The sequence below is a fragment of the Mobilicoccus sp. genome (assembly GCF_032060985.1).
In the GTDB taxonomy this organism is placed as follows: domain Bacteria; phylum Actinomycetota; class Actinomycetes; order Actinomycetales; family Dermatophilaceae; genus Mobilicoccus.
The window spans coordinates 1-24,335 of record NZ_DAMBGD010000007.1 but is presented as its reverse complement, the minus strand read 5'-3'; the positions used below and the strand labels follow the sequence as shown (position 1 = coordinate 24,335).

The window sequence follows — 24,335 nt, the reverse complement described above, 5'->3', positions numbered from 1 at the left end:
CGGGTTCGGGCGCCCTCAGGCCGGCGTCGCCGACGGTGGCTCGACGTCGCTGCCGCGCAGGATGGACGCGAGCTTCTTCCCTCGGGCGAGTTCGTCGACGAGCTTGTCCATCCAGCGGATCCGTTGCATGAGGGGGTCGGTGATGTCCTCGACCCGGTGCCCGCAGATCACCCCGGTGATGAGCGCGGCCCGCGCATTGAGCTCGGGCGCCTCGGCGAAGAAGGTGCGCAGGTCCACGCCGTTCGCGACCACCCGTCGCAACGCCGCCTCGTCATAGCCGGTGAGCCACTCGATGACGGTGACGAGTTCCTCCTCGGAGCGGCCCTTGCGCGTCACCTTGGCCACGTAGTGCGGATAGATGTCGGCGAATGCGGTGGTGAAGATGCGGTGCTCGGCCATGTGGGCGACTCCTTCGGGATGGCGCGGGACCTCCGCCCGTGCGGTGCCGTCACGGGGATCCGTGCACGGCGTCGAGACGAGGGATGCAGGCGAGGATGCTGCGGCATGGTCGTCATGGCGACCCCTCGGGGTCATCCTCGGCTGCGATCATCGGGGGCGTCGGATCGGCGGTCGCGCATTCCCGGGCGTAGGCCGCGGGCGTGCGCCCCAGGGACGCGGTGAAGTCCCTCGTCAGGTGCGCCTGATCGGCGTAGCCGAGCTGGTGGGCGATCGAGGCCCACTCGACGCTCTGACCGTCGCGGACCATCTCGGCGGCGTCCAGGAGGCGGAACCGCCGCACCACGTAGGTCGGTGAGACACCGGCGCACGAGGCGAACATGCGCTGGAGGGTGCGGGTCGTGACGCCGGCGAGGCGGGCCAGCTCCCCGACGCGTCGCACGGACCGATCCCGTTCGGCGACCGCGGCGATCCGGGCCACCTCGCGGGAGAGTGCGATCCGCTCGGCCGGCCGTGCCACCAGCGCCGCGAGGAGCGCCGCATCGAGGGTCCTCACGGCGTGATCGACGTCGTGGAGCCGGTCCTCGCCGGGGGCTCGGGGCTCGTCGCACGGGTCGGTGTCGCCGTCGGACCCGTCCTCGACCGCGTCGCACATGGCAGACCTGGCGGACCCGGCGTCTCCGGTGTCTCGGGCGTCTCGGGCGTCTCCGGCGCAGCGGCGCGCGAGGGCGTCCCCGTCCTCGTCCATCACCGCGCGCAGGGGGAGGAACGCGCCGTTGAGAGCTCGGACGTCGTCCACCCAGGCACCGAAACCACCGGTCGTCGTCTTCGCGGCGAGGTTCCAGCCCCGTCCCGAGAGGGTCCGGGTCGTCATCGTCACGTCGACCCCGTTGACCATGGTGCGGAGGGGATACGGCCCCGGCGGCGGGTCGACGCCCGGGGGCGGCGCGACCCCGACGCTGATGTTCACCGCCGGATGCGAGAGGACCTGTTGAGGGTGTCTGCGCCCCGGCGGGAGATCCCACTCGACGAGCCAGTACCAGTCGACGAGTCCGGTGAGGGGTTCCGGCGTCGGGAACCGGGCGAACCGGACGTGCTGCATCATCCGCGTCGGGGCGACGATGCCGCGCGTGTCCTGCCTCGGGTCCACGGTGGCGACAGTAACGCGGAGGCGCACCCGTGGCCGCGCGCAAGAGCGCTCACCGTGTCGCGATTCTTCAATCACCGCCGCGGGCGCTCGCCCTACCGTCGGCGCCATGGACGAGACGAGCACGACCACGACCGCCCGTCATCTCGACGCGGTCCTCATCGAGCTGGCGGACCTGATGAGCGGCGTCAGCGCCGACCGGGCCCACGCCCGCACGCCGTGCCACGAGTACGACGTCGCCGCACTGCGCGGCCACGTCCTCGGGTGGCTCACGGCGTTCACCGACGGCTTCACCGACCCCGAGGGACGCTGTTCGGACCCCGAGCAGGTCGCGATCGACGGTGACGGCGCCCGGCAGGTCCGAGACCTCGCCGCCCGGCTGCGGGGGTGCTTCCGGGGGCGGCGGCCTCGCCGCTCGTCATCGGTGAGGCCGGGATGCCCGGCGACATGGCGTTGTCGATGATCCTCTGGGAGTACCAGGTGCACGGCTGGGACCTCGCCGCCGCCACGGGCGCGACCTGGGATCCGGACGAGGACGGGGTGGCCGCGTCGCTGCTCTTCGCGCCGGCCATGCTCACGCCGGACTACCAGGGCGAGGGCAAGCCGTTCGCGCCACCGGTACCGGTTCCGGAGGAGGCGCCTGCGCTGGACCGGCTGGTCGGTCTCTCGGGTCGCGATCCGGGGTGGTCACCCGATCGCACCCTCACCCCGCCGCGTTCCGCGACGGCCGGCTCGGGAGGTGCGCGATGACCCACCGGACGCAGGCCACGTTCGAGGTGGTCGACTGGCAGGACCAGCCGGTCGAGTCCACCGTCACGACCGGGACACCGATCGGCCTGGCACTCATGCGCAAGGAGTTCCACGGCGACATCGAGGGGTGGTCACAGACGCACTTCCTCGCCGCCTACGACCCCACGACGAACACCGGCACCTACCTCGCGATCGAGTCCTTCACCGGCAGCGTCGACGGACGCGCCGGCACTCTCGCCATCGCCCATTCGGCGACGACGCGCCCCGAACGCGGCCGCGAGCACGAGCTCGTCGTCATCGTCCCGGGCAGCGGCACCGGTGACCTCGCGGGCCTCACCGGCACCGGTGCCGTCGTCATCGACGACGACGGCACCCACCACCTACACCTCGAGTACGCGGGGCCGGACTCCGGTTCGTAGACTCCCGTCTCCGGCAACGGACGTCGCAGCCAGGGATGTGGCCTCGTGGTCGCCATCGCGACCGCCTCCCCACATCCCTGGCTGCGATCTCTCCCCCGGGTCAGAGGTCGGTGCGTTCGAAGGCACGGACCGAGAAGCGGGCACCGACGAGGAGGACGACCGTGACGAGGAGGAGGAGAACTCCGGCCATGGGCGCCGAGCCCCACCAGAGCGGGTCGGTCCGGACGGTTCCTCCCTCCTCCGTGACGGTGCGCCATGGCAGGGCGAACGCGAGGAACAACCCGACGATGGCGACCGTCGCGACCACCCGCTGCGTGCGTCCGGGCAGGCCGTAGCCGAGCGTGAGGGACACCGCGCCGGCGAGTGTCCCCGCGAGGAGGGAGAGGACGAGGCTCCAGAGCGACCACGAATCTCCCACCCCCGCGACGTGCCACGCCACCGCGACGACACCGGCGACGACACCGAGCAGCCCCGCCAGCGCGACGAGACGGGCGAACCGGGCGAGGACGGCATGCCGTCGGGGCACCCCGAGGACGCTCTGCAACGTCGGCACCGGCCCCGCGGCCGACGGAGCGTGGTGTACCTGCCCCGCGACGGCCAGCCACAGGAAGGCGAAGGTCCCGGCGAGAGACAGATCTCCGCTGATCGCGCCCACCGCGAGCAGCAGCAGGGTCAGACCCCCGTAGGAGACGTGTGTGCCTGACAGGCGCAGGTCGAGCACGAACGCGCGCAGCATCAGAGGTCCCTCTCCTCATAGAGACGCACGGCGACCCGGTGCGAGATCGGCACCCCGACGGCGACCAGGAGGCCGAGCACCATGAGGCACGCGAGGGCGAGGGCCGCGGGCCCACCCGGGAAGGGCGGCCCGCCTCCACCGATCCACGGTTCGGTGACGAGCAGCACGACGACCACCACCGCGACCCCGACGACTGCCGTCGCGATGAAGGTGAGGCCGGCGTTGTCGCGGATCCGCATCGGGATGCCGACACAGAGGCAGACGACGACGAAGCAGGCCATCGCCCAGTAGGCGAACGCGGCGGGCGTGGGGTCCTCGTCCATGAGCGCGAGAACGCCCACGTTCAGGGTCGCGGCGACGCCCAGCGCCAGGGCCGCCACCACCCCCATCTCCCGGTAGCGCGCCGTGACGATGCTGCGGCGGGACAGCCCGACCACGCGGCGGAGGACCCCACCATGCTCCTTCGCTTCGGCGTCCCAGGCCATGCCGAGCGCCGAGACGTAGGCGGGGAACATCGCGCCGAACATCGCCGCGTGCACCTCGCCGAACAGGCCGATGAGACCCACGATGACACCGACGAGCACCGCGCCGCCCCGAACCCCGTTGCCGGTGCTGAGGTGGTCGAGGCGGGCGGCTCCCGCGCTGTCCTCGAGCCGACCTCGGGCGAGATCGCGGCCGTCGACGAACATCAGCGTGTCGGTCCGCGTGGACTCGCTCATGACGACGGCCGACCCTTCGCCACGCCGACGACGATCTGGTCGAGGGTCGGCGGGTCACAGACGAGGTCCCCTCGCCACGTGGCCGCCTCCTCCGTCCGTGCCAACCCCTCGAATCCGGCGCTGGAGAGGCGGAATCCGTACATCGCGCGCCGCATGTCGTCGGCGAGACCGCGGACGTCGCCGCGGACGACGCGGAAGCCGTCGATGAGGTCCTGCGTCGGGGCGGAGGTGACGACACGCCCGTGGTCCAGCACGGTGACGTAGTCGGCGACGCGTTCGAGATCGCTCCTGATGTGGCTGGAGAAGAGGACCGCGTGGGCCTCGTCCTCCATAACCTCGGCGACGACGTCGAGGAACTCGTCGCGGGCGAGCGGGTCGAGGCCCGCCGTCGGTTCGTCGAGGATGAGGAGGGCCGGGTCGTGTGCGAGCGCGACGGCCGCCTGGAGCTTCATCCCCTGACCGCGAGAGAGGTCCTGAGTCTCATGCTCGTCCGGATGCGGAAACGGGCGAGCAGGTCGCGGTATCGGTCCTCCGACCAGGCCGGATAGAACGGCCGCACGGCCTGCTCGATGCGGCCCGGGGTCCAGGAACGCATGAAGTAGGGGGTGTCGAGGACGACACCCACGCGATCCATCGGCGGAACCGCGATCTGCCCCTCGTCCGGCACGATCGTGCCGATGGCGGCCCCGATCGTCGTCGTCTTGCCGGAGCCGCTCGCGCCCACGAGTCCGACGACGTAGCCGCGTGGCACGTCGAGGTCGATGCCGTCGAGGGTGAAACCGGGGAAGCGCTTCACCAGGCCGCGAATCGCCAGCGCGGAGGTCGTGATGTCGCCGGCCTCACTCGCTGCCCTCGTCGACGCTGCCCTCTCCGACGCTACCCCCGTCGACGCGGCCTCCGTCGTGCCGGCCGTGGCCGCCCGGGACGCAGGACCGTCGGTGACACCGGCGTCGGAGCGCGGGATGTCGGCGGCTGCACCGGTGGAGGTGACGGCGGAATCGATCGGCTTGTCGTTCATCGCGATTCCCCTGTCGTGTCGGAGTCCTCGTCGGCGGCGAGGAGGGCGTCAAGCGCGGTGCGCACATCGGCATCGGCGACACCGGTGAGGCGGGCCGCATCGACGGCCCGGGAGAGATGGGATTCGACCTCCCGCAGCGCGTGCTCCCGCATGAGGTCGGCGTCACGGGCGAGGACGTAACTCCCCTTGCCCTGGACATTGGCGACGAAGCCCTCGGTGGCGAGGTCGGAGTAGGCGCGGGTCGTCGTGATGACGGAGACGCGCAGATCGCGGGCGAGGCCGCGAATCGAGGGGAGTCGTTCACCCTCACTGAGCTCGCCCGCGACAATCGCGGCCTTGATCTGCGAGGCGATCTGCTCGTAGATCGGCTTCCCCGAGGCATTGGAGATGACGATGCGCACGCTGAACCCCCTTACTGTCTATGTGCACTATAGACAGTAAGGACGGTAGGCACAATGGGTCGGCGGCGCCGGGGTCACGGCACGAAGGACAGGCCGTCGGGCGCCCGACCTCGGACTCGGCGGAGCCACAACGGTTCACTCGGCACCCTCGCGTCCGGACGCCGACGGCACTGACAGCCCGAACGGTTCACTGGGCACCCTCGCGTCCGCTCGCGAACACGACCAGCGACCCGAACGGTTCACTGGGCACCCTCGCGTCCGGATGCGGACGGCAGCGACAGCCCACACGGTTCACTCGGCACCCTCGTGGTCACGCGGAACGGCTCGGCCCATCTGAAGGGCTGGCTCGGCCGCCGTGCGGCGCCGGGGCGAGGAGGTCAGGCGCGGCGACTGCCGTAGAGCACGAGGGCGCGGGAGTCGGAGAAGCGGCGACGTGGACGCTCGCCGGCTCGGACCGCCACGACGTCTCCGGCGCGACCGGCCGCGAACACCCGACCGCTCATGCCGAAGGCAGCGCGGACCCGGCCGAGCTCTTCGTGCATCTCCCCGACCTGCGCCCGCAACACCTCGACCTCGTTCTCGAGCTCGAGCATGCGGCGGATGCCGGCGAGGCTGACACCCTCCTCCTGGGAGAGACGCTGGACCTCGCGCAGGCGGGCGATGTCGCGGTTGGAGTAGCGCCGCCCTCCCCCGCGGGTGCGGGAGGGGACGACGAGCCCGAGGCGGTCGTACTGCCGGAGGGTCTGGGCGTGCATGCCCGCGAGCTGCGCAGCGACGGAGATGACGAACACGGGCGTGTCGTCGTCCGGGGCGAACGTGGAACCGGCGTTCCTGGCGGCGGCCATGTCATCTCCTTTCGTCGCGGACGGTGAGGCGGGTCGGTGTCGTCGGCCTCGGGGTCTGGGGATGGGTCGAACGGGTGGGATGAGCGAACGGCGGGCCGGTGTGGCCCGCCGTTCGTCTCAGGCGCGGGCCTTGCGGAAGAGGGCCTCGCGGGGATCGACGCCCGCCTCCTGGGCCTTGAGGGCCTCGAGGGCGGCGCGGGCCTCGTCGGTGAGTCGCTGCGGGACGGTGACGAGCACCTTGACGAGGAGGTCACCGGGCTGGCCCTTGGCTCGGCGCACACCACGCCCCTTGACCCGCAACGTCTTTCCGCTCGAGATCCCGGCGGGGAGTTTGACCTTGACGGTGTCGCCGCCGAGCGTCGGGACGGTGATCGTGTCGCCGAGCGCGGCCTCCGCGAACGTCACGGGGACCTCGATGCGGAGGTTGTCGCCGTCGCGGGTGAAGACCTCGTGCGGGTGCACGGTGATCTTGAGGAGGATGTCCCCCGCAGGAGCGCCACCCGGGCCGGGCTCGCCCTTGCCGGGGAGTCGGATCGTCGCGCCGTCCTTGACGCCCGGGGGGATGCGGGCGGTGATCGGCTTGCCGCCGCCGACGCCGTTGACGACGACCGTGTCACCCTCGACGGCCTGCCGGAAGCTCAGTCCGGCCGTCGCGTGGACGTCGCGACCCTTGCGGGGCGCACGGAATCCGGTGCCGCCGAACCCGCCGGGCCGTCCGCCGGGCGCGCCGTACTGCCCGCCCCCGCCGCCGAATCCGCCCTGGGAGAACATGTTGAGCAGGTCCTCGAGGTCGGGGTCCTCACCGGGTCGTCCGGAGAACCCGCCACCACCGGTGGTGAAGCGGGTGCCCTCGCCGGAGTTGAAGAGCGTGCTGAACACGTCCTCGAAGCCGGCCCCGGGCGTCCCGCCACCGGCGCCGCCGGCGGTGAACCGGGCGCCACCGCGGGACATGGCACGCACGGCGTCGTACTGCTTGCGCTGTTCGGGGTCGGAGAGGACGGAGTACGCCTCACCGACCTCCTTGAAGCGCTGCTCGGCCGCCGCGTCCCCCGCGTTGCTGTCGGGGTGGTACGTGCGGGCGAGTTTGCGGTACTTCGCCTTGATCGTCTTGGCGTCGGCGTCGGCCGAGACGCCCAGCACGGCGTAGAAGTCCTTGTCGAACCAGTCCTGGCTGGCCATCTCGCCTCCTCAGTGGGTGATCGTGGGAACGGGTACGGGGTGGTGGGGACGAGCGTCGATGCCCGCGACCCTCACGCGGGGTCCGCGACGGACACCCGCGCGGGACGCACGACGCGCTCGCCGATGCGGTATCCGGGCTGCATGACCATGACGACGGTGGTGTCGGTCGTGCCGGGGGGCAGCTCGGCGGTCGTGTGCATGAGGGCCTCGTGGACGACGGGGTCGAAGGTCTCGCCGACCTCGCCGTACATCGCGACGCCGTAGCCCGCGAGGACTCCCTCGAGCTTGGCCGCGATCTTGGAGAAAGGGCTGTCCTCGGTGAGTTCGCCGTGTTGGCGGGCGAAGTGGATCTCGTCGAGCACCGGCAGGAGGGACTCGACGACGCCGATGGTGGCGCGGTTGCGGTCCTCGGCGCGGTCGCGGTCGACCCGACGCTTGTAGTTGACGTACTCGGCGTTGAGACGCTGATAGTCGGCGAGGCGCTCGGCGGCGAGACGTTCGGCGTCGCTCGCACCGGCCTGAGGGACGGACGAGGCGCTCGGCGGCTCGACGGACGGGCCCGTGGGGCGGTCGGCCGGGGACGTGTCCCCGGCGAGGTCTCCCTGGACGGCCTCGTCGGGGAGGCTGCCGTCGTCCTCGGCGCCGACGGAGGCACCGTCACCGGTGTCGGGAACGTCGGCGGGGCCGTCGAAGGCGGCGTCCTTCTCGGCGCCCGCGTAGGCGGCGCGCGCGGCGGCGGCGGACGCGGCGCCCGTGGCCGGGGAGGTCGGGCGAGTGTTCGCCATGCCGTCCCCATCGGCGTGGGCCTGCGGGTCCTGACCGGGCCACCCGAAGGCGTGGTCACCGGCGCCCTTCTGGTTGTCGTGCGTGCTCATGTGCGGCTCCTAGGGTTCCTGCGCGGGGGTGGGCGGGCGGAACGGTGGGGGGTGGGGCTCCGCCCCGGCCTCACGGAATGGGTGAGACCGGGGCGGAACGGCGGGGCGTGACACGGGCGTGTCCCGCCCCGGACGATCACTTCTTGTCGTCGTCCTCCACGACCTCGGCGTCGACGACGTCGTCGTCGGCACCGCTCTGGCCACCGGCGCTCGCGCCACCGGTGGCACCGGCGTCCCCGGCTCCGGGGAACGGACCGGACTGCGCACCGGCCTGCTCACCCTCGGCCTGGGCGGCGGCGTACATCGCGGCACCCATCGCCTGGGAGACCTCGTTGAGCTTGGCGACCTTGGTGTTGAGGTCCTCGGGGGAGGGAGCCTCGTCGCCGGTCTTGCCGAGCGCGACCTTGAGGTCGGTGAGGGCTTCCTCGACCGGCTTCTTGGTGTCCTCGGGGACCTTGTCGCCGTTGTCGGCGAGGAACTTGTCGGTGGAGTAGACGAGCTGCTCCGCGGTGTTGCGGGCCTCGGCCTCCTCGCGACGCAACTTGTCCTCCTCGGCGTGCTGCTCGGCCTCGCGGACCATGCGGTCGATCTCGTCCTTCGGCAGCGCGGAGCCGCCGGAGATCGTCATCGACTGCTCCTTGCCGGTGCCACGGTCCTTGGCGGAGACGTGGACGATGCCGTTGGCGTCGATGTCGAAGGTGACCTCGATCTGCGGCACGCCGCGGGGGGCGGGCGCGATGCCGGTGAGCTCGAAGGTGCCGAGGTTCTTGTTCGCCGAGGCGAGTTCACGCTCGCCCTGGAACACCTGGATGAGCACCGAGGGCTGGTTGTCCTCGGCCGTGGTGAAGACCTCGGAGCGCTTCGTGGGGATCGCGGTGTTGCGCTCGATGAGCTTGGTCATGAGGCCGCCCTTGGTCTCGATGCCGAGGGAGAGCGGGGTGACGTCGATGAGGAGGACGTCCTTGCGCTCGCCCTTGAGGACACCGGCCTGGAGGGACGCGCCGACCGCGACGACCTCGTCGGGGTTGACGCCCTTGTTGGGCTCCTTGCCGCCGGTGAGTTCCTTGACGAGGCTGCTCACGGCCGGCATGCGGGTGGAGCCGCCGACGAGGACGACGTGGTCGATGTCGGACAGCTTGATGCCCGCGTCCTTGATGACCTGGTGGAACGGCGCCTTGCAGCGGTCCAGGAGGTCGGAGGTCATCTGCTCGAACTGCGTGCGGCTGATGCTCTCGTCGAGGTGGATGGGGCCGTTCTCGCTCATCGAGAGGTACTGGAGAGAGATGTTCGTCGACGTCGCGGTCGACAGCTCCTTCTTGGCCTGCTCGGCGGCGTCACGGAGACGCTGCATGGCGATCTTGTCGTTCGACAGGTCGACACCGGTGTTGTTCTTCACCGTGGTGAGGAGGTGCTTGACGATGCGGTCGTCCCAGTCGTCGCCACCGAGCTTGTTGTCACCGTGGGTGGCGCGGACCTGGATGGTGGAGAAGCCGTCCTCCGGGTCCTTGCCGACCTCGAGGAGGGACACGTCGAACGTGCCACCACCGAGGTCGAAGACGAGGATGAGCTCGTCTTCCTTGCCCTTGTCGAGGCCGTACGCGAGGGCCGCGGCGGTGGGCTCGTTGACGATGCGCAGCACGTTGAGGCCTGCGATCTCACCGGCTTCCTTGGTGGCCTGACGCTCGGCGTCGTCGAAGTAGGCGGGGACCGTGATGACGGCGTCGGTGACGGGCTCGCCCAGGTAGGACTCGGCGTCGCGCTTGAGCTTCATCAGGATGCGGGCGCTGATCTCCTGCGCCGTGTACTTCTTGCCGTCGATCTCCTGGCTCCAGTCGGTGCCCATGTGGCGCTTGACCGAGCGGATGGTGCGGTCGACGTTGGTGACGGCCTGGCGCTTGGCGATCTCGCCGACGAGCACCTCGCCGTTCTTGGAGAACGCGACGACGGACGGGGTGGTGCGACCGCCCTCGGCGTTCGCGATGATCGTCGGCTCGTTGCCCTCGAGGACGGAGACGGCCGAGTTGGTGGTACCGAGGTCGATGCCTACTGCACGAGCCATGGGGTGTGCTCCTTCGTGTCTGTGGGGGATGTCGCCGCTGAGCGAAACGCCACCCGTTCGGGGTCGGTCCGTGCTGCCGGGTTCGTCGTGACGAACCCGGTGCCGAACCCGCCCGGGAGGCGCCTCGCCCGCCGCGGCGGCAAGGTTGATGCTCTAGCACTCAACTCTGCGAGGCGTCGGGCCCGCTGTCAAACTGTGCGGGCGATCCACGCTGCAAAGTTGCGCTTACTGGACTCAACTACGGGTGGGGCGGGTTCATTCCCCGGGCCGACGGGCAACCTCAACGCCCCCTCGTCGACGACTCTCATCGGAGATGTCACCGTCCCATCGGAGTTGTCGCCGGCGTGTCATCAGTTCCACGTACCTGGCATGGGCCGCCTGTGATCACTCCGTTTGAGACCATGCCAGGACGCACCGTCAACGGCATGAGCGGTTGCCGAAGTTGCTGGTCGCGCTCCGCCGCGACCATGGCACGGCGGGCCCCGGTTGGGCTGCCCGGTCAAAGAGTCTTCGCTTGTGGCCCCGAGCCGGCGACGGCGCCGAGGATGATGCTCGCCACCTGACCCGCGTACTGCCCGTCGGGGTCCAGATCAGGGTCGAGGATCCCTACGGTCATACCTGCGGCCCGTGGCCACAGCCCGGCCAACGCTTCGCTCAATAGGGAGGGGCTGATGCCGCCCGGGTCGGGGCTGTCGACGGCTGGCATGTAGGCGGGATCCAGAACATCGACGTCGACGTGAACCCAGAAGCCGTCGAGGCCGTCGCGCTCTGTCCAAGCCACGATCGCCGCGAGGGCGCCTCGTGGGTCAGCGACCCACTGGGAAGCGCTCACGACCGCGCCCAGTTGGCCGCGGGCTTCATCCAGGTGGGCGTCGTCATCGCGGCATCCAGCGTGAACCACGTCCTGCGGCTCGAAGTACGGGCCCAGTCCGTCGATCTGTGACAGCTCGGGGTAGTGCAGGCCGACAGCGCATGCGAGGTCTTCGCCAGCCAGATTGGCCGGCTGCGAAGCGTTGCCGGGATGCCGGAAGTCGGTGTGACCGTCGAGGTGGACAAGGCCGTACCGCCCACGGGCGGCGAGTCCAAGGCCCACACCTAACAGGGTGGAGCAATCTCCCCCAAGCACCAGAGGCCGCTCTCCGCGGTCCAGGGCCTGCGCGACGCGGGACGCCAGCCGGTGCGCGTGTTCAACGATTGCGGCCTGGTTGCGCACCTGCCCCGGAGACATCTCGGGGTGATAGCGGCCTGCGAGCACCGGCGGGCCGTCGATCCAGCCCTGCCGGCAAAGCGCAGCGTGCAGCCCCGCCGCACGCAGAGCCTGCGGAGCTTTGTCCGCCCCGGGCACGCAACCGGGCTCTGGGGGGCGCAGTCCGAGATTCGTGGGTACATCGATGATCGAGCCCATGCGGGCATCCTCCCGTCTGACGCCCGGCGTCACCAGTCCAACAGGCCCGCCTCCCACGTCGGCACATAGAACAGAAGCGTGAGTCCACGCCCGTCCATGGTCGTGCTGAGGTCGACCGCTGAGGATTCGGACACCAACGTGGGACTGGCCGCCGTCCACGCGACGTGCCATCGCGCAGGTCAGCGCCAAGCACCCATGACAAGTCCACCGGGAACCTACAGGGAGGTCCTGCACCGGTACCCGCCGTTCCCTCAGGGCCGCAACCGGGTAGCCCACCTGGTGCGAGCTCGACCTCACCCTCCGCGAGACCTGATCCACCGGACACCGACTCCGGATGAAACACACGTCCGCAGCAGATGAGTGAGATCAGCTGGGTCGACTCTCCTGAGGCACCGGCTGGCCCGCATCCGTCCAGACCTCGGTCATTTCGGCCAGCACGCTGCCGCGTGCGTGCACGAAAGTCGCCACCTCGAAGTGAGCGAGCCCCTCACCGTCGCGGCCGGTGACGTGACACCTGGCCACGGCCCGGTCACCACCGTCCACCAGGTCCTCGACTGTCAGGTGATCGAAACCGGGGTACTCGGCATTCAGTCGGACCCAACCGTCCCGATCGAACTGCTCGCCGGTGTGCACGTAGCGGCAGACGAAGTCCTCAGCGAGCATCGGCGCCAGGTCGTCCCACCTGCGCTCGTCGATTGCGGTGCACAACGCGGCGAGGATCTCGGCAGCACTCACGCCCCGATGTTCGCAGACCCCAGCTGTGCGCTCGACCTCGCCTTCGCCATCGCCGCCAGTCAGGCGCGCAGGCGCGGAGAGCCGTCCTTTCGCCACCGGGACCGACCGAGGCCGCGGCCGCAGCCCCGGCCGAGGATGCGTACAGGAAAGTGAGACGCCCGGATGCTCGTGCACATGTCACTCACCTCCTCGTCCGCGTGTTCCGGTGACAAGACCCGCGGTAACCTCCAACACTGTCGGACCCCATCGGAGATGACCATGCCAGGACGCGCCTTCAGCGGCATGAGCGGACGGCTTCGCGACGAGCTGCAAGGGCCGGAGTCAACCCCGCCACGGGTCACTGGTGAGTGCGGGCCATCGCTGCTGGTACTGCGCGACCTTGGTGTCGTAGACGGACTGCGGCGCAAGGCGTCGGTTCGGGCGCATGTGCATGGCCAGCACATCGTCCAGACCGAACGGCGCGTAGACGTGGATCGGACCCTGGGCGCGGGTGATGCCGATGCAGCACGTGGTCGAGGCGAAGGCGTCGATCGCATCAGCGGCGCTGGTGAACGGGGCGGCAGGAGTGCCGAACTTGTCCTCGTACCAGAGGTGGACGCGGGCCTCGTTGCGCACCTCGACGCGGGCGGGCACGTCCGCGAACAGCGCAGCGGCTTCTTCGATGACCGCATTCTCGGCCTCCCAGGACAGGTCGCTGGCGTCGAAATAGAAGACGTCGTAGTCCCTGATGCCGCATCCGGGTGCGCGTCCCTCAACGAGGTTCCAGACGTTCTGGAAGACGGCGCCGGCGGTGAGCCACCACTCGCTCAACCCGAGGGAAGGCATGCGCTCGAGGATGGCGACGCACACGGGGTCGGCGAGAACCGCCGCCACGGCCCTCGCCTCAAGGTCGGGTCCGGAAGATGTCATGCGACATCATGGCCGAGCCCGCCCCCGGCTGGACACCCGGCATACGGTGAGTCAGGACGTCGTATGGAACGACTTCCTTGCGAACACGGCGTGGCTCACGTCTGGGGTGCCGGGGTCGTAGACGGTGTGGGCTTCGACAGCAAGGCCCGCTGCGCGGACGGCATCCTCCCAGCTGCCGGCTGGGCGCCGATTGATCTGAACGTCCATGAGGGGCCCCGTAGCCCTGGGTCTTCACGGACCGGGTGTCTCCGACGTGACCACCCAGCAGCAGGACGCCTCTAGGCACGAGGACCCGTTAGCGGTCGGCGATGGCGCGCTCGAACACATGGTCCGGCACATGATGACGAGATCAGGAAGGTCGCCCGCTTCGCTGCCGGGCCGGTCGAGGACGTCCTCGCATTGCTGGGCGAGGCGCCCGACCTGAGGATCACCGCCGCCTTTCACTCCGCCCGTCGGTTCGCCGACGGCGAACCCCGCTCCAAGCTCCAGCGCACCACCGCCCTGGACGCCCACCGGGACGCCAGAGACGCAACCGAGGGGCCACCGGCGGTGGTTGAGCGCCCCGTACCTGGGTCGCTCTGTTGGGGGCGCGTCATCGTAGGCGCCGTCGAACAGGGCTCGTTCCCACAGCCACCGGTCCCCGCCGGGGTGCGCGGTCAGGCCGCCGATGCCGGTGCCGGTCTCGAGCTGGGAGCGGTACACGCCACCGTCGGCGAGGGCTTCCAGAACGTTCCCGTCGGCGCGGCCTTCACCGGCGGTGCGGTCCGGGTGGAAGTTGACTGTGATCCGCAGCGACCGGTCCAACGGGCCACCGTCGCACCGCCGGTCGACAGCAGCGACCGCCGGCCGTGCCCTGTCACTCGCGTCGCACACAGGCCCAAACCCTATTGAGCCGATCGAGCCGGCTCCTCACGATGGTTCCCGCTGCGGTAGGTCAGCAGTGCGACCCCACCGGGAAGTTCCTCCATGGTGGCGAGGCGGAGGTCCCGTGCAGCGCCGGGGACGGGCAGGAGGGGTGTGCCGGCGCCGAGGATGACGGGGTTGACCTTGATCTGGATCTCGTCGATGTGGTCGATGAGCTGGGCGGCGAGGTTCGCGCCGCCGCACAGCCAGATGTCGCGTCCTGGCTGGTCCTTGAGTCGTGTGATCCGGTGGGGCAGATCGCTGCTGATCGCGGTGAGGTTCGGCGAGGCGGGCACGTCCCGGTGGGTGACGATGACCTGGTGCAGGTGCGGGTACACGCCACCGGGCAGGCCCACGGCCAAGGCCGGTTCATAGGTGCGGTAGCCCATGAGCACGGTGTCGAACCGGCGTGGAGCCCCGATCACCCCGAGAACGTCGCGCAGATGGGCTGGGCAGGTCTCCGGGTAACGATCGAAGAGCGCGGCGAGGGTCGCCCGGTCCTGGGGGAATGCGGAGACGTCGCCGTGGGTGTCGGCGATGAAGCCGTCGATCGAGGCGGCGACGTAGTAGACGAGGTCGCGCATGGGGGCTCCAATCACCACAGATGTATCGGTCTCTGCAACTAAAGCAGGTGTTGTGGTTGGGCGGTAGTGTCTGCCCATGGTTGCCAACCCTGCCCGCCGTGCCGCCGTTACCGATGCCGCCCTGGAGCTGCTGGGACGTGAGGGCGCGAGGGCGGTGACGCACCGCGCCGTGGACGCCGAGGCCCGGGTGCCGACGGGTACGTGCGCGAATTACTTCCGGTCCAGGTCGGACCTGCTGGCGGGGATAGCACAGCGCATCTTCGTGCTGCTCGCTCCGAACCCGGACCGGCTGGACGAGCTGGCCGAGCTGCCCGTCGATGATGCCGGCCCGGCCTACGCGGGGTATGCCCTCGAGCGCCTCCTGGCCCACCCGAACCTGGCCCGCGCACTCGTCGAGCTACGCCTGGAAGCCCCCCGCTCTCCCGAGGTTGCCCAGCCCCTGACCGAGTTCTTGCGAGCAGGGTTCGACATGGACGTCGAGTTCCATGCCGCCAGGGGTCTGCCCGGCGGCCGTGAGCACGTCCTACGGCTACATCACCTCGTCAACGGCATCGTGCTCGACGCACTGACCATCCCGCTGGCACCCGACATCGACCCCGTCACCCAGGCGAAGGACACCGCCCGAGCATTGGGCCGTTGACGTCATCGGCGCGGCAGATCAGGACATCGGCCAGCGCTCCTCCTCGGAGCGCAGGACGCAGAACTGGATTCCTTCGGGGCCGGCCATGCTGACCCAGCCGATGCCGGGTCCGTGGATGTCTCGGCGGTCCGCGACGACGGTGGCGTCGAGGTGCCGGAGCCGCGACACCCCGTCGTTACGACGTCCTGCTTGATGACCTATCGGGGCGCGGGCCGCGGCATGCTCGGACACTGCGCGCCGACAGCGGCAAAGGAGTCTTCTCAGTGCACTCGGATCAGGAGATTGGGGAAGGCGCGCAGGTCTTGGGGGGTCAGGCCGCTGGGGCCGGTGATGTCGGAATGGAACGTGACGATCGTTCCGCTGTGGGCGCGTGGTGAGACCGCGTGGAGATCGTGGTCGGGGATGCCGTACCGGTATGTCTGCGACCAGGAGCCATCGACCCGGTGGTTCGTGTGAACGAGGACCTCGCTGACGGCGGCCACGCTCGACATTCCGCGGCGGGGCAGCCCGTCGGGCAGGACGGGGGCGAAGTCGGGGTCGGTGAAGCGCACGTCCGCAGTCGCCATCACCGGTTTGCGGATGACGCGCCCGGTGTCGTCGGTCCGGGTGTCCGTGCCCCGACCGTCGTCGTCGACGCTCACGCCGCCATCGGGGTGGTGGATGACGACGACCTGGCCGGTCGTGCCGAGGCTGGCCGCCTCGTCCTGTGCGTAGGCGAGGACCTCGAGGATCATGTGCCGTCGCCCACCGGCGGCGGTCCCTGGACCCAGCTGCCGGCGCAGGTCCCTGAGGTGCTCTCGATCCACGTCCCATGCCCATACGTGAGTCGTGGTGGCCCACTGCCCCGGCTCGTTCATGCCGACAACCTACGGACGCGCTCCGTGCGTCGCCCGCCGGCCACGCCAATGACGCGCAGGACGGCATGGTCGGACGCTGCGCGCCGACACTGGAAAGCGCGTTCGTCGGGTTGTGGCTGGCGTCAGCGTCTCGGGAGTCGCCAACCCCATTGCCAAGGCCATCGGAAGTCGCGACCGTGGTGGCTCAGATGGTCGTAGGAACGCGGCGACGCGTGAACGAGACGACTCGATCGTGGTCATGTGCGCGTCGTGGTCGAAGACGAAGGTCAGCCCGGCGCGCTGAGGCAATGGTTCGTACCGAGCTCACGCGCTCCTTGCCTCCGCCTGCGAAGGCAGTCCTGCCAGCCCTTCGTCCCGTGCTGAATGCCGTCCGCCGCAGCAGTCCCTCAGCGGCACGAGCGAGCATGTCGTCAACGGGTGGCCACGCAGTCTGAGATGGCGCGGATGAGGTGGAGGGGGTCGTTGGTCCAGTGGGAGGCGAGCACGAGGTCGCGGTCCGGGTCGACCCACAGCAAGTGCCGCCCACCATTTCCCCGGGCGCTGCGACCCGTCGCCGGAGCACCGGGCCACGGGATCTGCCGATCGTTGAGCCACCACAGGTAGCCGCACTCGGGCTTGACCGGGCACGGCGTCCAGGACTGTTCGATCCATTCCTGGCTGAGGATCCGTCGACCGTGGTGAAGACCTCTGGTCAGAAACAGTTGACCGATCGCGGCGAGGTCCTCGGCATTGATGAACAGGCCCCCGCCCCAATGCGCACCGCCCGAAACGACCTCGACGTCCTCACCGCCAACGGTGACGGTGCTGAGGGTGTAGCCGTGCCACGACCAGCTCGGGGAAGCTCCGATGCGGTCCATCACCCGCTCGCGCAGCACGTCCGGGAGGGAACGGCGAAAGAGCAGGGTCAGCGCATAACAGAGCAGGTTCATGCGGACGTCGTTGTAGGCCCACCCCTCGCCGGGTGGGGTGCCGTGGACCTCGGTCCCCTCCCGGTAGCTCTGGGCATCGACACTGGTGGGTTTGCCCCACAGCGTGCCCTCCCACTGGCTGGTCTGTTGCAGAAGGTGTCGCCACGTGATCCGCGCATTGTGCGGGCCCTCGAACTCGGCGACGGGGACCGTGACGTGCACGGCCTCGTCCGGCCGGAGGAGCCCGTCGTCGAACGCGACGCCCGCGACGAGCGAGACCACGGTCTTGGTGACACTGAAGGTCATCTCCACCGCGGCGGGATCACCCCACGAAACCACCCGACGGCGGTCGACGATGACCACCCCGCTGGCTCCGGTGGCCGGCGACAGCGGACCGGCGACTTCACGGTGGGTCGTGTCGGCCACCTGTGAGGCCAGATACGCCTCGATGTCGACGGCCTCGACGGTGAACCGTGCCCCGGCATCCTGGGCAGCCGTCTCGAGCCGTGCCTGATCGATTCTGCCCATCGGACCACCTCTCGGTCTGCTGCTGGACCGCGAACCTACATGGACCTCCACCGGACAAGATGCTGCGAAGATCGCGCGGACTCCCGCTCATCGACAGGGCGCTGTTGTCACCACCGGGACGCGGCATGTCCGCGCGTTCAGTGGCTCCCGAGGAGTTGCTCCACGGCGGAGCGCGGGGAGCTGAGGACGTCCGCGTGTTCCGGTGACAAGACCAGCGGGAACCTACAGCGGCGGGCGGGTTCGTCCCGATCCCAACTTGGCGTATGACGCATGTCTCACGTCCCGATTCCGTGTCTCCGTGGACGGAAGCGAGACCCGAATCTCGGCGGCCTGGCAGCGACTCGGGAGTGGCTCAGTCGCGCGTTGCGCGCAGAGCGGCAGGGCGGCGCGCAACGTCGTCGGTAGGAGCGATCAAGTCGATCTCGTCGTGGATCTCGATGCCGTGATCACCGATCAAGGGGATAGACGGCTTTATGTGGCGCGCCTCGTCGACCGCACCCGAGCGGATTGCCTCGAGGCGTAATCCCATGCGTTGCCAGAACGCGAGGGCATCGGTGTTGTCGTTGGTCGTGGTGCAGACAACCCGGCCGACCCCGGCTGTGGACGCGACGTTGCGCGCCGTCTCGACGAGAGCCCGTCCGACGCCCGCCCTGCGACGCAGGCTGTTGCAGGAGACGATCTCCAGCTCGCCGACGCGCAGCTCGTATGTCAGCACTCCGATGACCTGCTCGCCGTCGAGAGCAACGAGGGTCGGCAGCCGGTCGAGACGAAACGTGCGGCCGTGCACGACCACGTCGGGCCCATACCAGGCATCGAGCAGCAGTTGTTTTGCGTCGTCGCTAGGTGTCGCAGGCCGCACATGAAGGTCGCCCACTCGTTGATCCTCCCACACGCGTCAACGCACGGAATTCGACATGAGCGAGCGAGTGTGACTGTGGCGTCATCGTGGGCGCCACCGAGGACTCGGGCAAAATGGTGGGACGGCAAGCGTCCCCACTCTCTGTCCCTCCGCAGGTCAGAGCGATGCGTCTCGGACAGATCGCTCGCAACGCACACCTCCATCCCCGGAGCCCACCGCGGATGTCACCGCCCGATCGGAAGCGTTCACCGCGTCGGCCACCACCGCCCCAGCACTCGGGTGGGAGGCCGGCCACCGGGACGGCCAGCGGCCGCGACAGTCCGGGCGGCGGTGTGGTCTGGTCGGGCAGTCCCTGGCCGACAGCAGTCGCCATGGTCGTCCCCGCGGATCGTCCATCGTTCTGTCACGCGTGTGGCGTCACGCTCAGTCTCCACCAAGCGGCCACCCCCGCTGCCGCACCCGGCAGACCATGGGCCGATCGCTGCACAGGCAGTTCCCCCTCGCGCCGCGAATCCACAACCCCATCAGCGGATCGATGGCTGGCGCGGCACTGGGATCAAGGGCTTCGTTCAATGCCGAGCGTGTCCGCACCTCGCTCGGCGTACCGGCCGCCGGCGAGATCCAGGTCTCGACCCCGGGCCCCGTGGCGGTGGCGCCGAGGTATCAGGGCCACGGGATCGGCACTGCCCTGATGAACGCCACGTTGGACGCGGCCCGGGCGTCGGGGTTCCCCGCAGCGTTCCTCTACGGCGACCCGCACTACTACCCCCGCTTCGGATTCCACGATGCGAAACACCTCGACGTGACGACCACCGAGGGCGACAACTTCCCCGAGTTCATGGGTCTCGAGCTGATCGACGACGCCTTGGCGGGCGGCAAGCTCGTCGAAAGCTCGCTGTTCGACGTCGACCCAGTCGAGGTCGACGCCTTCGATGCCGGGTTCCCCGCGCGGTTGAAGCGACAGCGTTCCAGCCTGACGTGACCGATCGCATCCGCGACCACGCCGCATCGAAACCACGCCGCCCTTGATGCTGGCGACGACGACGTCGTGCCCGGCCTTTCCCGGTAGCGTCCCCCTGCCTCGCGCACGGGATGTTCAGCCTTCGCAGCCGACCCAGCTGGCCGCGCAAATGTGCACCCAGGGCAGGGGGGAACGGGATGGGGACGCCGCGACACACGTACGCGTGGGCGTAGGCCGGATGACCGCCGTCGGCGCGGCTCGCGCACCGGGGAGAGCCGGCGTCTGCACCGGGGAGAGCCGGGGCACCCGCCGCTACCATGACGCATGACCACCGACCCGCCGCTCGTGCCGACCGCCCCCGCCGTGGCTGCGCTCGTCCGGGGACTGGTCGAGTCGACGTGGCCGACCACCGAAGCCGATCGCGGCGCCTGGTTCGCCGAACAGCACCTCGACGTCGAGGACGTACGACACGAGGCCGGTGCCTTCTCCGGTGTCGGACCGCGGGCCTGGGGAAGCCCGTCCTGCGGTTGGCACGTCTTCGAGGACGAGTTCGTCGGGCTGCACTGGTTCCTGTGGGAGGGCCGGCCGTGGAGTGACGTCCTCGCGAGCGCGACGGAGCTGCGGGATCTCCTCTCCGACGTCGCCGGCGAACCCGTCGACGAGCCGCCGACGGATCGGCCGGTGGAGGGGTTCACCGCACGGTGGCAGGTGCGCGGCCGCACCATCGACCTCTACGCCCACGCGCCTCGCAACCACGTCGCGGCAGGACGCGACGTGGCCGTGCAACTGCACGTCGATCACGCCGCCCGCGCGGCCCGGGAGGACGCCGCGGCGAGAGCCCGCTGAAGGACCCTGCTCGACATCGGTGGAACGCCCCATCGCCCCGCGATGAGCGCATGACGCACCTGCCGGACACCGCCACGCCTGAAGGGTGTTCGTTGCACTCCCCTGCCGCGCCGACCTTCGCTGTGACGACAGACGGACGACGCGGCGGCGACCCCGAATGCGCACGGCGACGGCGTGTCGAGCAGAGCGAGCGGGGAGGAGGGCCGGGGAAGATGGGCGGCGTGCTCATCGACGTGGCCTTGGAGACAGTGGGGCGGATCGGACCCATCGTCGTCTTCCTCCTCAGCGCCGCGGTCCTCGCCGAGGTGAGCGATCGGGTGGGCGTGTTCGACGCCGTCGCCCACTGGCTGGCGCGCCACGCGCGACACCGCCTGCTCGTTCTGTGGCTGCTCTTCTCCGCCTACGCGGTCACCTGCACCGTGTTCCTCTCTCTCGACACCACCGCGGTCCTCCTCACGCCCGTCGCGCTCGCCGTTGCCACCCAGATCGACGTCCCCCCTCGACCCTTCGCCCTCACCACGCTGTGGATCGCGAACACGGGCTCGCTCCTGCTGCCGGTGTCCAACCTCACCAACCTGCTCGCGTTGACGAAGTTCGGCGAGCTCGGGATCGACCACGGGGCCTACGTCCGGCTCGCGTTCGTGCCCGGGATGGTGTGCATCGCGTCGACCCTCACGCTGATCCTCGCCCTGCACCCGCGGATGGCGACGGCGCGCTACGAGGTCGATCCCCCTCCCCAGCCGCACGACACGCGGCTGCTGCAGATCGGCATGGCAATCTGCGGGGTCGTCGGGCCGGCGTTCGCGGTGGGTCTCGCCCCGTGGGCCGTCGCGACGTCGGCGGCAGCGGTCCTGCTCATCGCCACGGCGATCCGGGCACCACACCTGCTGCGCTCACTGCCGATCCCGTGGTTCATGGCGGCGGGGTTCGGCGTGCTCGCCGTCGCCGTCGCCTGGGCCCAGGCCGCCGGTGGACTGGCGTGGGTGGGAGTCCTCGCCGGCCGAGGAACCGCCATTCCCAACCTGCTGCGGATCGGCGCCGTGGCGGCGGCCGCGTCGAACCTCGTCAACAACCTGCCCGCCTACCTCGCCATCGAGCCCGTCGCTGCGGACCACCCCTTCGGCTCATGGCCGCCCTCATCGGCACGAACGCCGGTGCGATCATCACCCCCTGGGGATCACTCGCCACCCTCCTGTGGCTGCAGCGTTGCCGCGCGGCCGGAATCCGTTGGCGCCTGGGTCGTCTGGCCCTGGCCGGATCGACATGCGCGCTGATCGCGACCACGCTCGGCGTCCTCACCCTGGCGCTGCTGTCCTGACGCGACAGGTCCGCGTCGCGACGCCCGGGTGTCGAGACGCCGAGCGTGGTCGCGGCGCGCATCCCCGCGTCAAGGGCCGGCGGGACCTGACCGTCTCGGCCCCACCAGGAGGCACTCCGACGAATGACTCGTCCTCGTCGATGGCAACCTGCGACCACTTCGGTTGCAGGCGCCCGGCTGCGATCTCCTTCTCGATGTCGGTGGCGGCCATGACCACCCCTCTCCCCGTCCGACAAGCGGCCCCGAGAGACCGTCAGAGGTTTCTGGAGTCATCGATCTTGGCGGCCCGGCCCACATCCTTGACCAGGTCGTCGACGAAATCGCTCAGATCCGCTGCGAACGCATCGAGCGCCGCTCCGACGTCCCCGGTCGTGGCGGCCGCACCACCGCCACCGCTCAGCAGACCGCCGGGGTAGACGACGTCGCGCCGACCCGCGTCCCCCGCCGCCTCCGGAACGAGTCCCCCGCGGAACCACGACAGAGGCTGCTCCCACTGCCGCCGAAACGCCGGATCGTTCAGCGGAAGACGCCGAGACGCCACCGCGAACGTGCGGCACCATTGACGGGCCTGCCCGCTCGCCACGGCCCATGGGAGATATCGGACGAACACCTCGCTGCTGTCCTCCCGCGCAACAACCGGTCGTCGCCCGAGCCCAGGAATCGGGCGAACCCCTCGAGATGTGCCTTGGCGTCGACACCTTCAGGGGTGGCCCGGGGGAAGGTCACGAACTGCCCCGACAACAAGGTGATGGCGGAGATCCCGAAGAGCACCGGCAACGGCGGCCCCCACGTCCCATGCGTCACGATCTTGACGAACAACGCCGCGAAAACCACCAGCCCGAGACCGGACAACGCGTAGGAGGCGCCCTTCTGCAGACCCGTGACCCGCACCACGCCCGCGCGTGCAGCCTCCGACTTGAGGTGCGAGCGCGGCCGTCGCGCCTGCCTTCTGCTGCTTCTCATGCCGGCGCGCACCGTCGTGCTGGACGCCCACGCGAACACGGCGTCCAGCACGGCGCGCCGTTTCGAATCGGAGAGGTCCGCCTGGGGCTGTGGCGTGCGGTCGAGGCGCCACGCGCGCTCTTTCCTCAGCGACAGACCCTGCCGCGCCATCGTCGGCGAGATGACGAAGTGCCCGTCGATGGCGAACTGGATGATCTCCGCGGCGACATCTGCGTCGGACGCTCTGCGCCTGTTCACCAGCCCCGTGTGTGAGGGCCGCAGCCCGGGCGGCGGTGTGGTCTGGTCGGGCATTCCCTGGCCGAAAGCAGTCGTCATGGTCGTCCCCCGCGGATCGTCCGTCGCTCGGTCACACGTGTCGCGTTCCGCTCGGTCTCCGGCAAACGGCCACATCCGCCGCCACACCCGTCAGACCACCGGTGCACCCGCAGTGTGCCCCCTCGCGCCGTGGACGTGGGTGCCCACAGCGCGGGAATCGACCCGACCGACCCCCACCTCACGTCATCGCATGGATCCCGTCGACGACGTCTCCTCGAGACTCCCCGTCTGGACGACGAGACACCGTGCGCGCTCGATGAGAGGAGGACTCACCCGAAGTCGCGGGAGGGCCCCTCAGGACGACCGCAGATGAGCCGCTTCCTCCGGGAACCCGTGGGCCGTGTCCGTCGGAAGCTGCTCCTTGCGAAGGCCGTCGAGGACGAGGCGTTCGTGATCGGGGATGGGGGTCGGGAGCGTGTCGAGTGGGAACCACTCCAGGCCCCAGGTCTTGTGCGGTTCGACGATGACCGGATCGCCGTGCCACTCCCGAGCGGTCCAGAACCAGTCGACGCGTTGCTCCCGTGGCGTGTCGGTGCCGTCGGTGCGCTGCATGACGGTCACGAGCTGCAGGCCTGCGGGCTCGATGGCGACCCCGAGTTCCTCCCGCGCCTCCCGGACGGCTGCCCGCCGAGCGGTCTCGCCCGGTTCGACATGTCCGGCGGCTCCTGCGGCCCAGAAACCGTCCATGTAGCCGGTGTTGTGACGCTTCTGCAGCAACACCTCTCGTCCCCGCATGAGGAACACGTACGAGGCGGGGACGAGGGCGAACGAGCGGCGAGCCATGGGCACCATTCTGCGCAGGGCCTCTCGGACCGGCGGTCGCCGACCGGTCGGCGACCACCACTGACGTCCAGGACGGTGCCGGTGCTGACGCTCGCCTTCTCCGGGGACCGGCGCTGGAGTTGGCGCAGGAGGGGATCAGGGCCAACGCCGTCAGCCCCGGGCTGATGACGCGGAGGGAGGACGCGACGAGACGCCAGCCCCAGCCCCAGCCACAGCCCCAGCCCCAGCCCCAGCCCCAGCCACAACGGTTCACTCGGCACCCTCCGGACGGTCCCGG

At 69.9% G+C, this 24,335-nt stretch carries 29 protein-coding genes and 2 pseudogenes; 8 read left to right on the top strand and 23 right to left on the bottom strand.

Going from position 1 to position 24,335, the window contains the following annotated elements; all coding sequences use genetic code 11:
- Nucleotides 1–15 precede the first annotated feature (15 nt).
- Both RT054_RS07300 and RT054_RS07295 read right to left on the bottom strand, forming a co-directional pair.
- On the bottom strand, nucleotides 16–399 hold the full coding sequence (locus tag RT054_RS07300) for a DUF2200 domain-containing protein (protein ID WP_313022813.1): 384 nt from the start codon (nucleotides 397–399) through the stop codon (nucleotides 16–18).
- Nucleotides 400–511: 112 nt separating this feature from the next.
- Nucleotides 512–1,546 (bottom strand): helix-turn-helix domain-containing protein, encoded by a 1,035-nt coding sequence (locus RT054_RS07295; protein WP_313022812.1) that lies wholly within the window; start codon nucleotides 1,544–1,546, stop codon nucleotides 512–514.
- 106 nt (nucleotides 1,547–1,652) lie between these two features.
- On the opposite strand from RT054_RS07295, the gene RT054_RS07290 reads away from it, so the two are divergent.
- The 3 genes from RT054_RS07290 to RT054_RS07280 are packed head-to-tail and all read left to right on the top strand — an operon-like array spanning nucleotide 1,653 to nucleotide 2,712.
- The gene (locus RT054_RS07290; protein WP_313022811.1) at nucleotides 1,653–2,006 is read left to right on the top strand and encodes a maleylpyruvate isomerase N-terminal domain-containing protein; all 354 of its coding nucleotides are present in this window, start codon (nucleotides 1,653–1,655) and stop codon (nucleotides 2,004–2,006) included.
- Nucleotides 1,979–2,293 (top strand): hypothetical protein, encoded by a 315-nt coding sequence (locus tag RT054_RS07285; protein ID WP_313022810.1) that lies wholly within the window; start codon nucleotides 1,979–1,981, stop codon nucleotides 2,291–2,293. Before RT054_RS07290 ends, RT054_RS07285 begins: the two co-directional genes overlap by 28 nt.
- The gene (locus RT054_RS07280) at nucleotides 2,290–2,712 is read left to right on the top strand and encodes a DUF3224 domain-containing protein (protein ID WP_313022809.1); all 423 of its coding nucleotides are present in this window, start codon (nucleotides 2,290–2,292) and stop codon (nucleotides 2,710–2,712) included. Before RT054_RS07285 ends, RT054_RS07280 begins: the two co-directional genes overlap by 4 nt.
- A 100-nt stretch (nucleotides 2,713–2,812) precedes the next feature.
- On the opposite strand, the gene RT054_RS07275 is transcribed toward RT054_RS07280, so the two are convergent.
- From RT054_RS07275 to RT054_RS07220, 12 genes are all read right to left on the bottom strand, one after another.
- Entirely contained in the window at nucleotides 2,813–3,448 is a 636-nt protein-coding gene (locus RT054_RS07275) for a hypothetical protein (protein ID WP_313022808.1), read from the bottom strand.
- On the bottom strand, nucleotides 3,448–4,167 hold the full coding sequence (locus RT054_RS07270; protein WP_313022807.1) for a hypothetical protein: 720 nt from the start codon (nucleotides 4,165–4,167) through the stop codon (nucleotides 3,448–3,450). The genes RT054_RS07275 and RT054_RS07270 overlap by 1 nt, the downstream gene beginning before the upstream one ends.
- The gene (locus RT054_RS07265) at nucleotides 4,164–4,619 is read right to left on the bottom strand and encodes an AAA family ATPase (RefSeq protein ID WP_313022806.1); all 456 of its coding nucleotides are present in this window, start codon (nucleotides 4,617–4,619) and stop codon (nucleotides 4,164–4,166) included. Before RT054_RS07265 ends, RT054_RS07270 begins: the two co-directional genes overlap by 4 nt.
- Entirely contained in the window at nucleotides 4,616–5,185 is a 570-nt protein-coding gene (locus tag RT054_RS07260; RefSeq protein ID WP_312718744.1) for an ATP-binding cassette domain-containing protein, read from the bottom strand. The genes RT054_RS07265 and RT054_RS07260 overlap by 4 nt, the downstream gene beginning before the upstream one ends.
- Nucleotides 5,182–5,586, bottom strand: coding sequence for a GntR family transcriptional regulator (locus tag RT054_RS07255; RefSeq protein ID WP_312718745.1), 405 nt, complete (start codon nucleotides 5,584–5,586; stop codon nucleotides 5,182–5,184). The genes RT054_RS07260 and RT054_RS07255 overlap by 4 nt, the downstream gene beginning before the upstream one ends.
- Before the next feature lie 377 nt (nucleotides 5,587–5,963).
- On the bottom strand, nucleotides 5,964–6,431 hold the full coding sequence (locus tag RT054_RS07250; protein WP_313022804.1) for a heat shock protein transcriptional repressor HspR: 468 nt from the start codon (nucleotides 6,429–6,431) through the stop codon (nucleotides 5,964–5,966).
- A 117-nt stretch (nucleotides 6,432–6,548) separates the two neighbouring features.
- Complete coding sequence (locus RT054_RS07245) at nucleotides 6,549–7,610, bottom strand: DnaJ C-terminal domain-containing protein (RefSeq protein WP_312722608.1); 1,062 nt, start codon at nucleotides 7,608–7,610, stop codon at nucleotides 6,549–6,551.
- A gap of 71 nt (nucleotides 7,611–7,681) precedes the next feature.
- Nucleotides 7,682–8,485 (bottom strand): nucleotide exchange factor GrpE, encoded by an 804-nt coding sequence (locus RT054_RS07240; protein WP_313022802.1) that lies wholly within the window; start codon nucleotides 8,483–8,485, stop codon nucleotides 7,682–7,684.
- Between the two features lie 136 nt (nucleotides 8,486–8,621).
- Nucleotides 8,622–10,544 carry a molecular chaperone DnaK gene (dnaK, locus tag RT054_RS07235; protein WP_313022799.1) on the bottom strand — a complete coding sequence of 641 codons (1,923 nt, stop codon included), beginning with the start codon at nucleotides 10,542–10,544 and terminating at the stop codon, nucleotides 8,622–8,624.
- A 499-nt stretch (nucleotides 10,545–11,043) separates the two neighbouring features.
- Nucleotides 11,044–11,949: an arginase family protein gene (locus RT054_RS07230; protein ID WP_313022798.1), complete on the bottom strand. Its 906-nt coding sequence runs from the start codon at nucleotides 11,947–11,949 to the stop codon at nucleotides 11,044–11,046.
- A gap of 366 nt (nucleotides 11,950–12,315) precedes the next feature.
- A complete protein-coding gene (locus RT054_RS07225; protein WP_313022797.1) occupies nucleotides 12,316–12,684 on the bottom strand; it encodes a nuclear transport factor 2 family protein in 369 nt (122 codons plus the stop codon).
- A 321-nt stretch (nucleotides 12,685–13,005) separates the two neighbouring features.
- The gene (locus RT054_RS07220; protein WP_313022796.1) at nucleotides 13,006–13,593 is read right to left on the bottom strand and encodes a nucleotidyltransferase family protein; all 588 of its coding nucleotides are present in this window, start codon (nucleotides 13,591–13,593) and stop codon (nucleotides 13,006–13,008) included.
- Between the two features lie 399 nt (nucleotides 13,594–13,992).
- Between RT054_RS07220 and RT054_RS16500 the strand changes: the two are divergent.
- A pseudogene (locus tag RT054_RS16500) lies at nucleotides 13,993–14,070 on the top strand (hypothetical protein); the annotation flags it as partial.
- A gap of 63 nt (nucleotides 14,071–14,133) precedes the next feature.
- Here the strand turns inward: RT054_RS16500 and RT054_RS16495 are convergent.
- Together RT054_RS16495 and RT054_RS07210 are read right to left on the bottom strand one after the other, a co-directional pair.
- Nucleotides 14,134–14,466: pseudogene (locus RT054_RS16495) on the bottom strand (DUF3626 domain-containing protein); the annotation flags it as partial.
- An 11-nt stretch (nucleotides 14,467–14,477) separates the two neighbouring features.
- On the bottom strand, nucleotides 14,478–15,080 hold the full coding sequence (locus RT054_RS07210; RefSeq protein ID WP_313022794.1) for a dihydrofolate reductase family protein: 603 nt from the start codon (nucleotides 15,078–15,080) through the stop codon (nucleotides 14,478–14,480).
- 76 nt (nucleotides 15,081–15,156) lie between these two features.
- Here RT054_RS07210 and RT054_RS07205 point away from each other — a divergent pair, with 76 nt between their 5' ends.
- Nucleotides 15,157–15,720, top strand: coding sequence for a TetR family transcriptional regulator (locus RT054_RS07205; protein ID WP_313022793.1), 564 nt, complete (start codon nucleotides 15,157–15,159; stop codon nucleotides 15,718–15,720).
- A gap of 18 nt (nucleotides 15,721–15,738) precedes the next feature.
- Here the strand turns inward: RT054_RS07205 and RT054_RS07200 are convergent, their stop codons facing one another.
- The 4 genes from RT054_RS07200 to RT054_RS07185 all read right to left on the bottom strand — a co-directional run bounded on the left by RT054_RS07200 (nucleotide 15,739) and on the right by RT054_RS07185 (nucleotide 18,887).
- Nucleotides 15,739–15,888 carry a hypothetical protein gene (locus tag RT054_RS07200; protein WP_313022792.1) on the bottom strand — a complete coding sequence of 50 codons (150 nt, stop codon included), beginning with the start codon at nucleotides 15,886–15,888 and terminating at the stop codon, nucleotides 15,739–15,741.
- Between the two features lie 92 nt (nucleotides 15,889–15,980).
- Nucleotides 15,981–16,454, bottom strand: coding sequence for a hypothetical protein (locus tag RT054_RS07195; protein ID WP_313022790.1), 474 nt, complete (start codon nucleotides 16,452–16,454; stop codon nucleotides 15,981–15,983).
- A 533-nt stretch (nucleotides 16,455–16,987) separates the two neighbouring features.
- A complete protein-coding gene (locus RT054_RS07190) occupies nucleotides 16,988–18,013 on the bottom strand; it encodes a serine hydrolase (protein ID WP_313022788.1) in 1,026 nt (341 codons plus the stop codon).
- Nucleotides 18,014–18,365: 352 nt separating this feature from the next.
- Nucleotides 18,366–18,887 carry a GNAT family N-acetyltransferase gene (locus RT054_RS07185; protein ID WP_313022787.1) on the bottom strand — a complete coding sequence of 174 codons (522 nt, stop codon included), beginning with the start codon at nucleotides 18,885–18,887 and terminating at the stop codon, nucleotides 18,366–18,368.
- Nucleotides 18,888–19,341: 454 nt separating this feature from the next.
- Between RT054_RS07185 and RT054_RS07180 the strand changes: the two genes are divergently transcribed.
- The 3 genes from RT054_RS07180 to RT054_RS07170 all read left to right on the top strand — a co-directional run bounded on the left by RT054_RS07180 (nucleotide 19,342) and on the right by RT054_RS07170 (nucleotide 21,953).
- Complete coding sequence (locus tag RT054_RS07180; protein WP_313022786.1) at nucleotides 19,342–19,854, top strand: N-acetyltransferase; 513 nt, start codon at nucleotides 19,342–19,344, stop codon at nucleotides 19,852–19,854.
- A 303-nt stretch (nucleotides 19,855–20,157) separates the two neighbouring features.
- Entirely contained in the window at nucleotides 20,158–20,679 is a 522-nt protein-coding gene (locus tag RT054_RS07175) for a hypothetical protein (protein WP_313022785.1), read from the top strand.
- Between the two features lie 212 nt (nucleotides 20,680–20,891).
- Entirely contained in the window at nucleotides 20,892–21,953 is a 1,062-nt protein-coding gene (locus RT054_RS07170; RefSeq protein ID WP_313022784.1) for an SLC13 family permease, read from the top strand.
- A gap of 297 nt (nucleotides 21,954–22,250) precedes the next feature.
- Here the strand turns inward: RT054_RS07170 and RT054_RS07165 are convergent, their stop codons facing one another.
- From RT054_RS07165 to RT054_RS07155, 3 genes are all read right to left on the bottom strand, one after another.
- Nucleotides 22,251–22,538 carry a hypothetical protein gene (locus RT054_RS07165; protein ID WP_313022783.1) on the bottom strand — a complete coding sequence of 96 codons (288 nt, stop codon included), beginning with the start codon at nucleotides 22,536–22,538 and terminating at the stop codon, nucleotides 22,251–22,253.
- Nucleotides 22,514–23,275 (bottom strand): DUF2207 domain-containing protein, encoded by a 762-nt coding sequence (locus tag RT054_RS07160; RefSeq protein ID WP_313022782.1) that lies wholly within the window; start codon nucleotides 23,273–23,275, stop codon nucleotides 22,514–22,516. Before RT054_RS07160 ends, RT054_RS07165 begins: the two co-directional genes overlap by 25 nt.
- Before the next feature lie 294 nt (nucleotides 23,276–23,569).
- Nucleotides 23,570–24,058 (bottom strand): NUDIX domain-containing protein, encoded by a 489-nt coding sequence (locus RT054_RS07155; protein ID WP_313022781.1) that lies wholly within the window; start codon nucleotides 24,056–24,058, stop codon nucleotides 23,570–23,572.
- Between the last annotated feature and the right edge of the window lie 277 nt (nucleotides 24,059–24,335).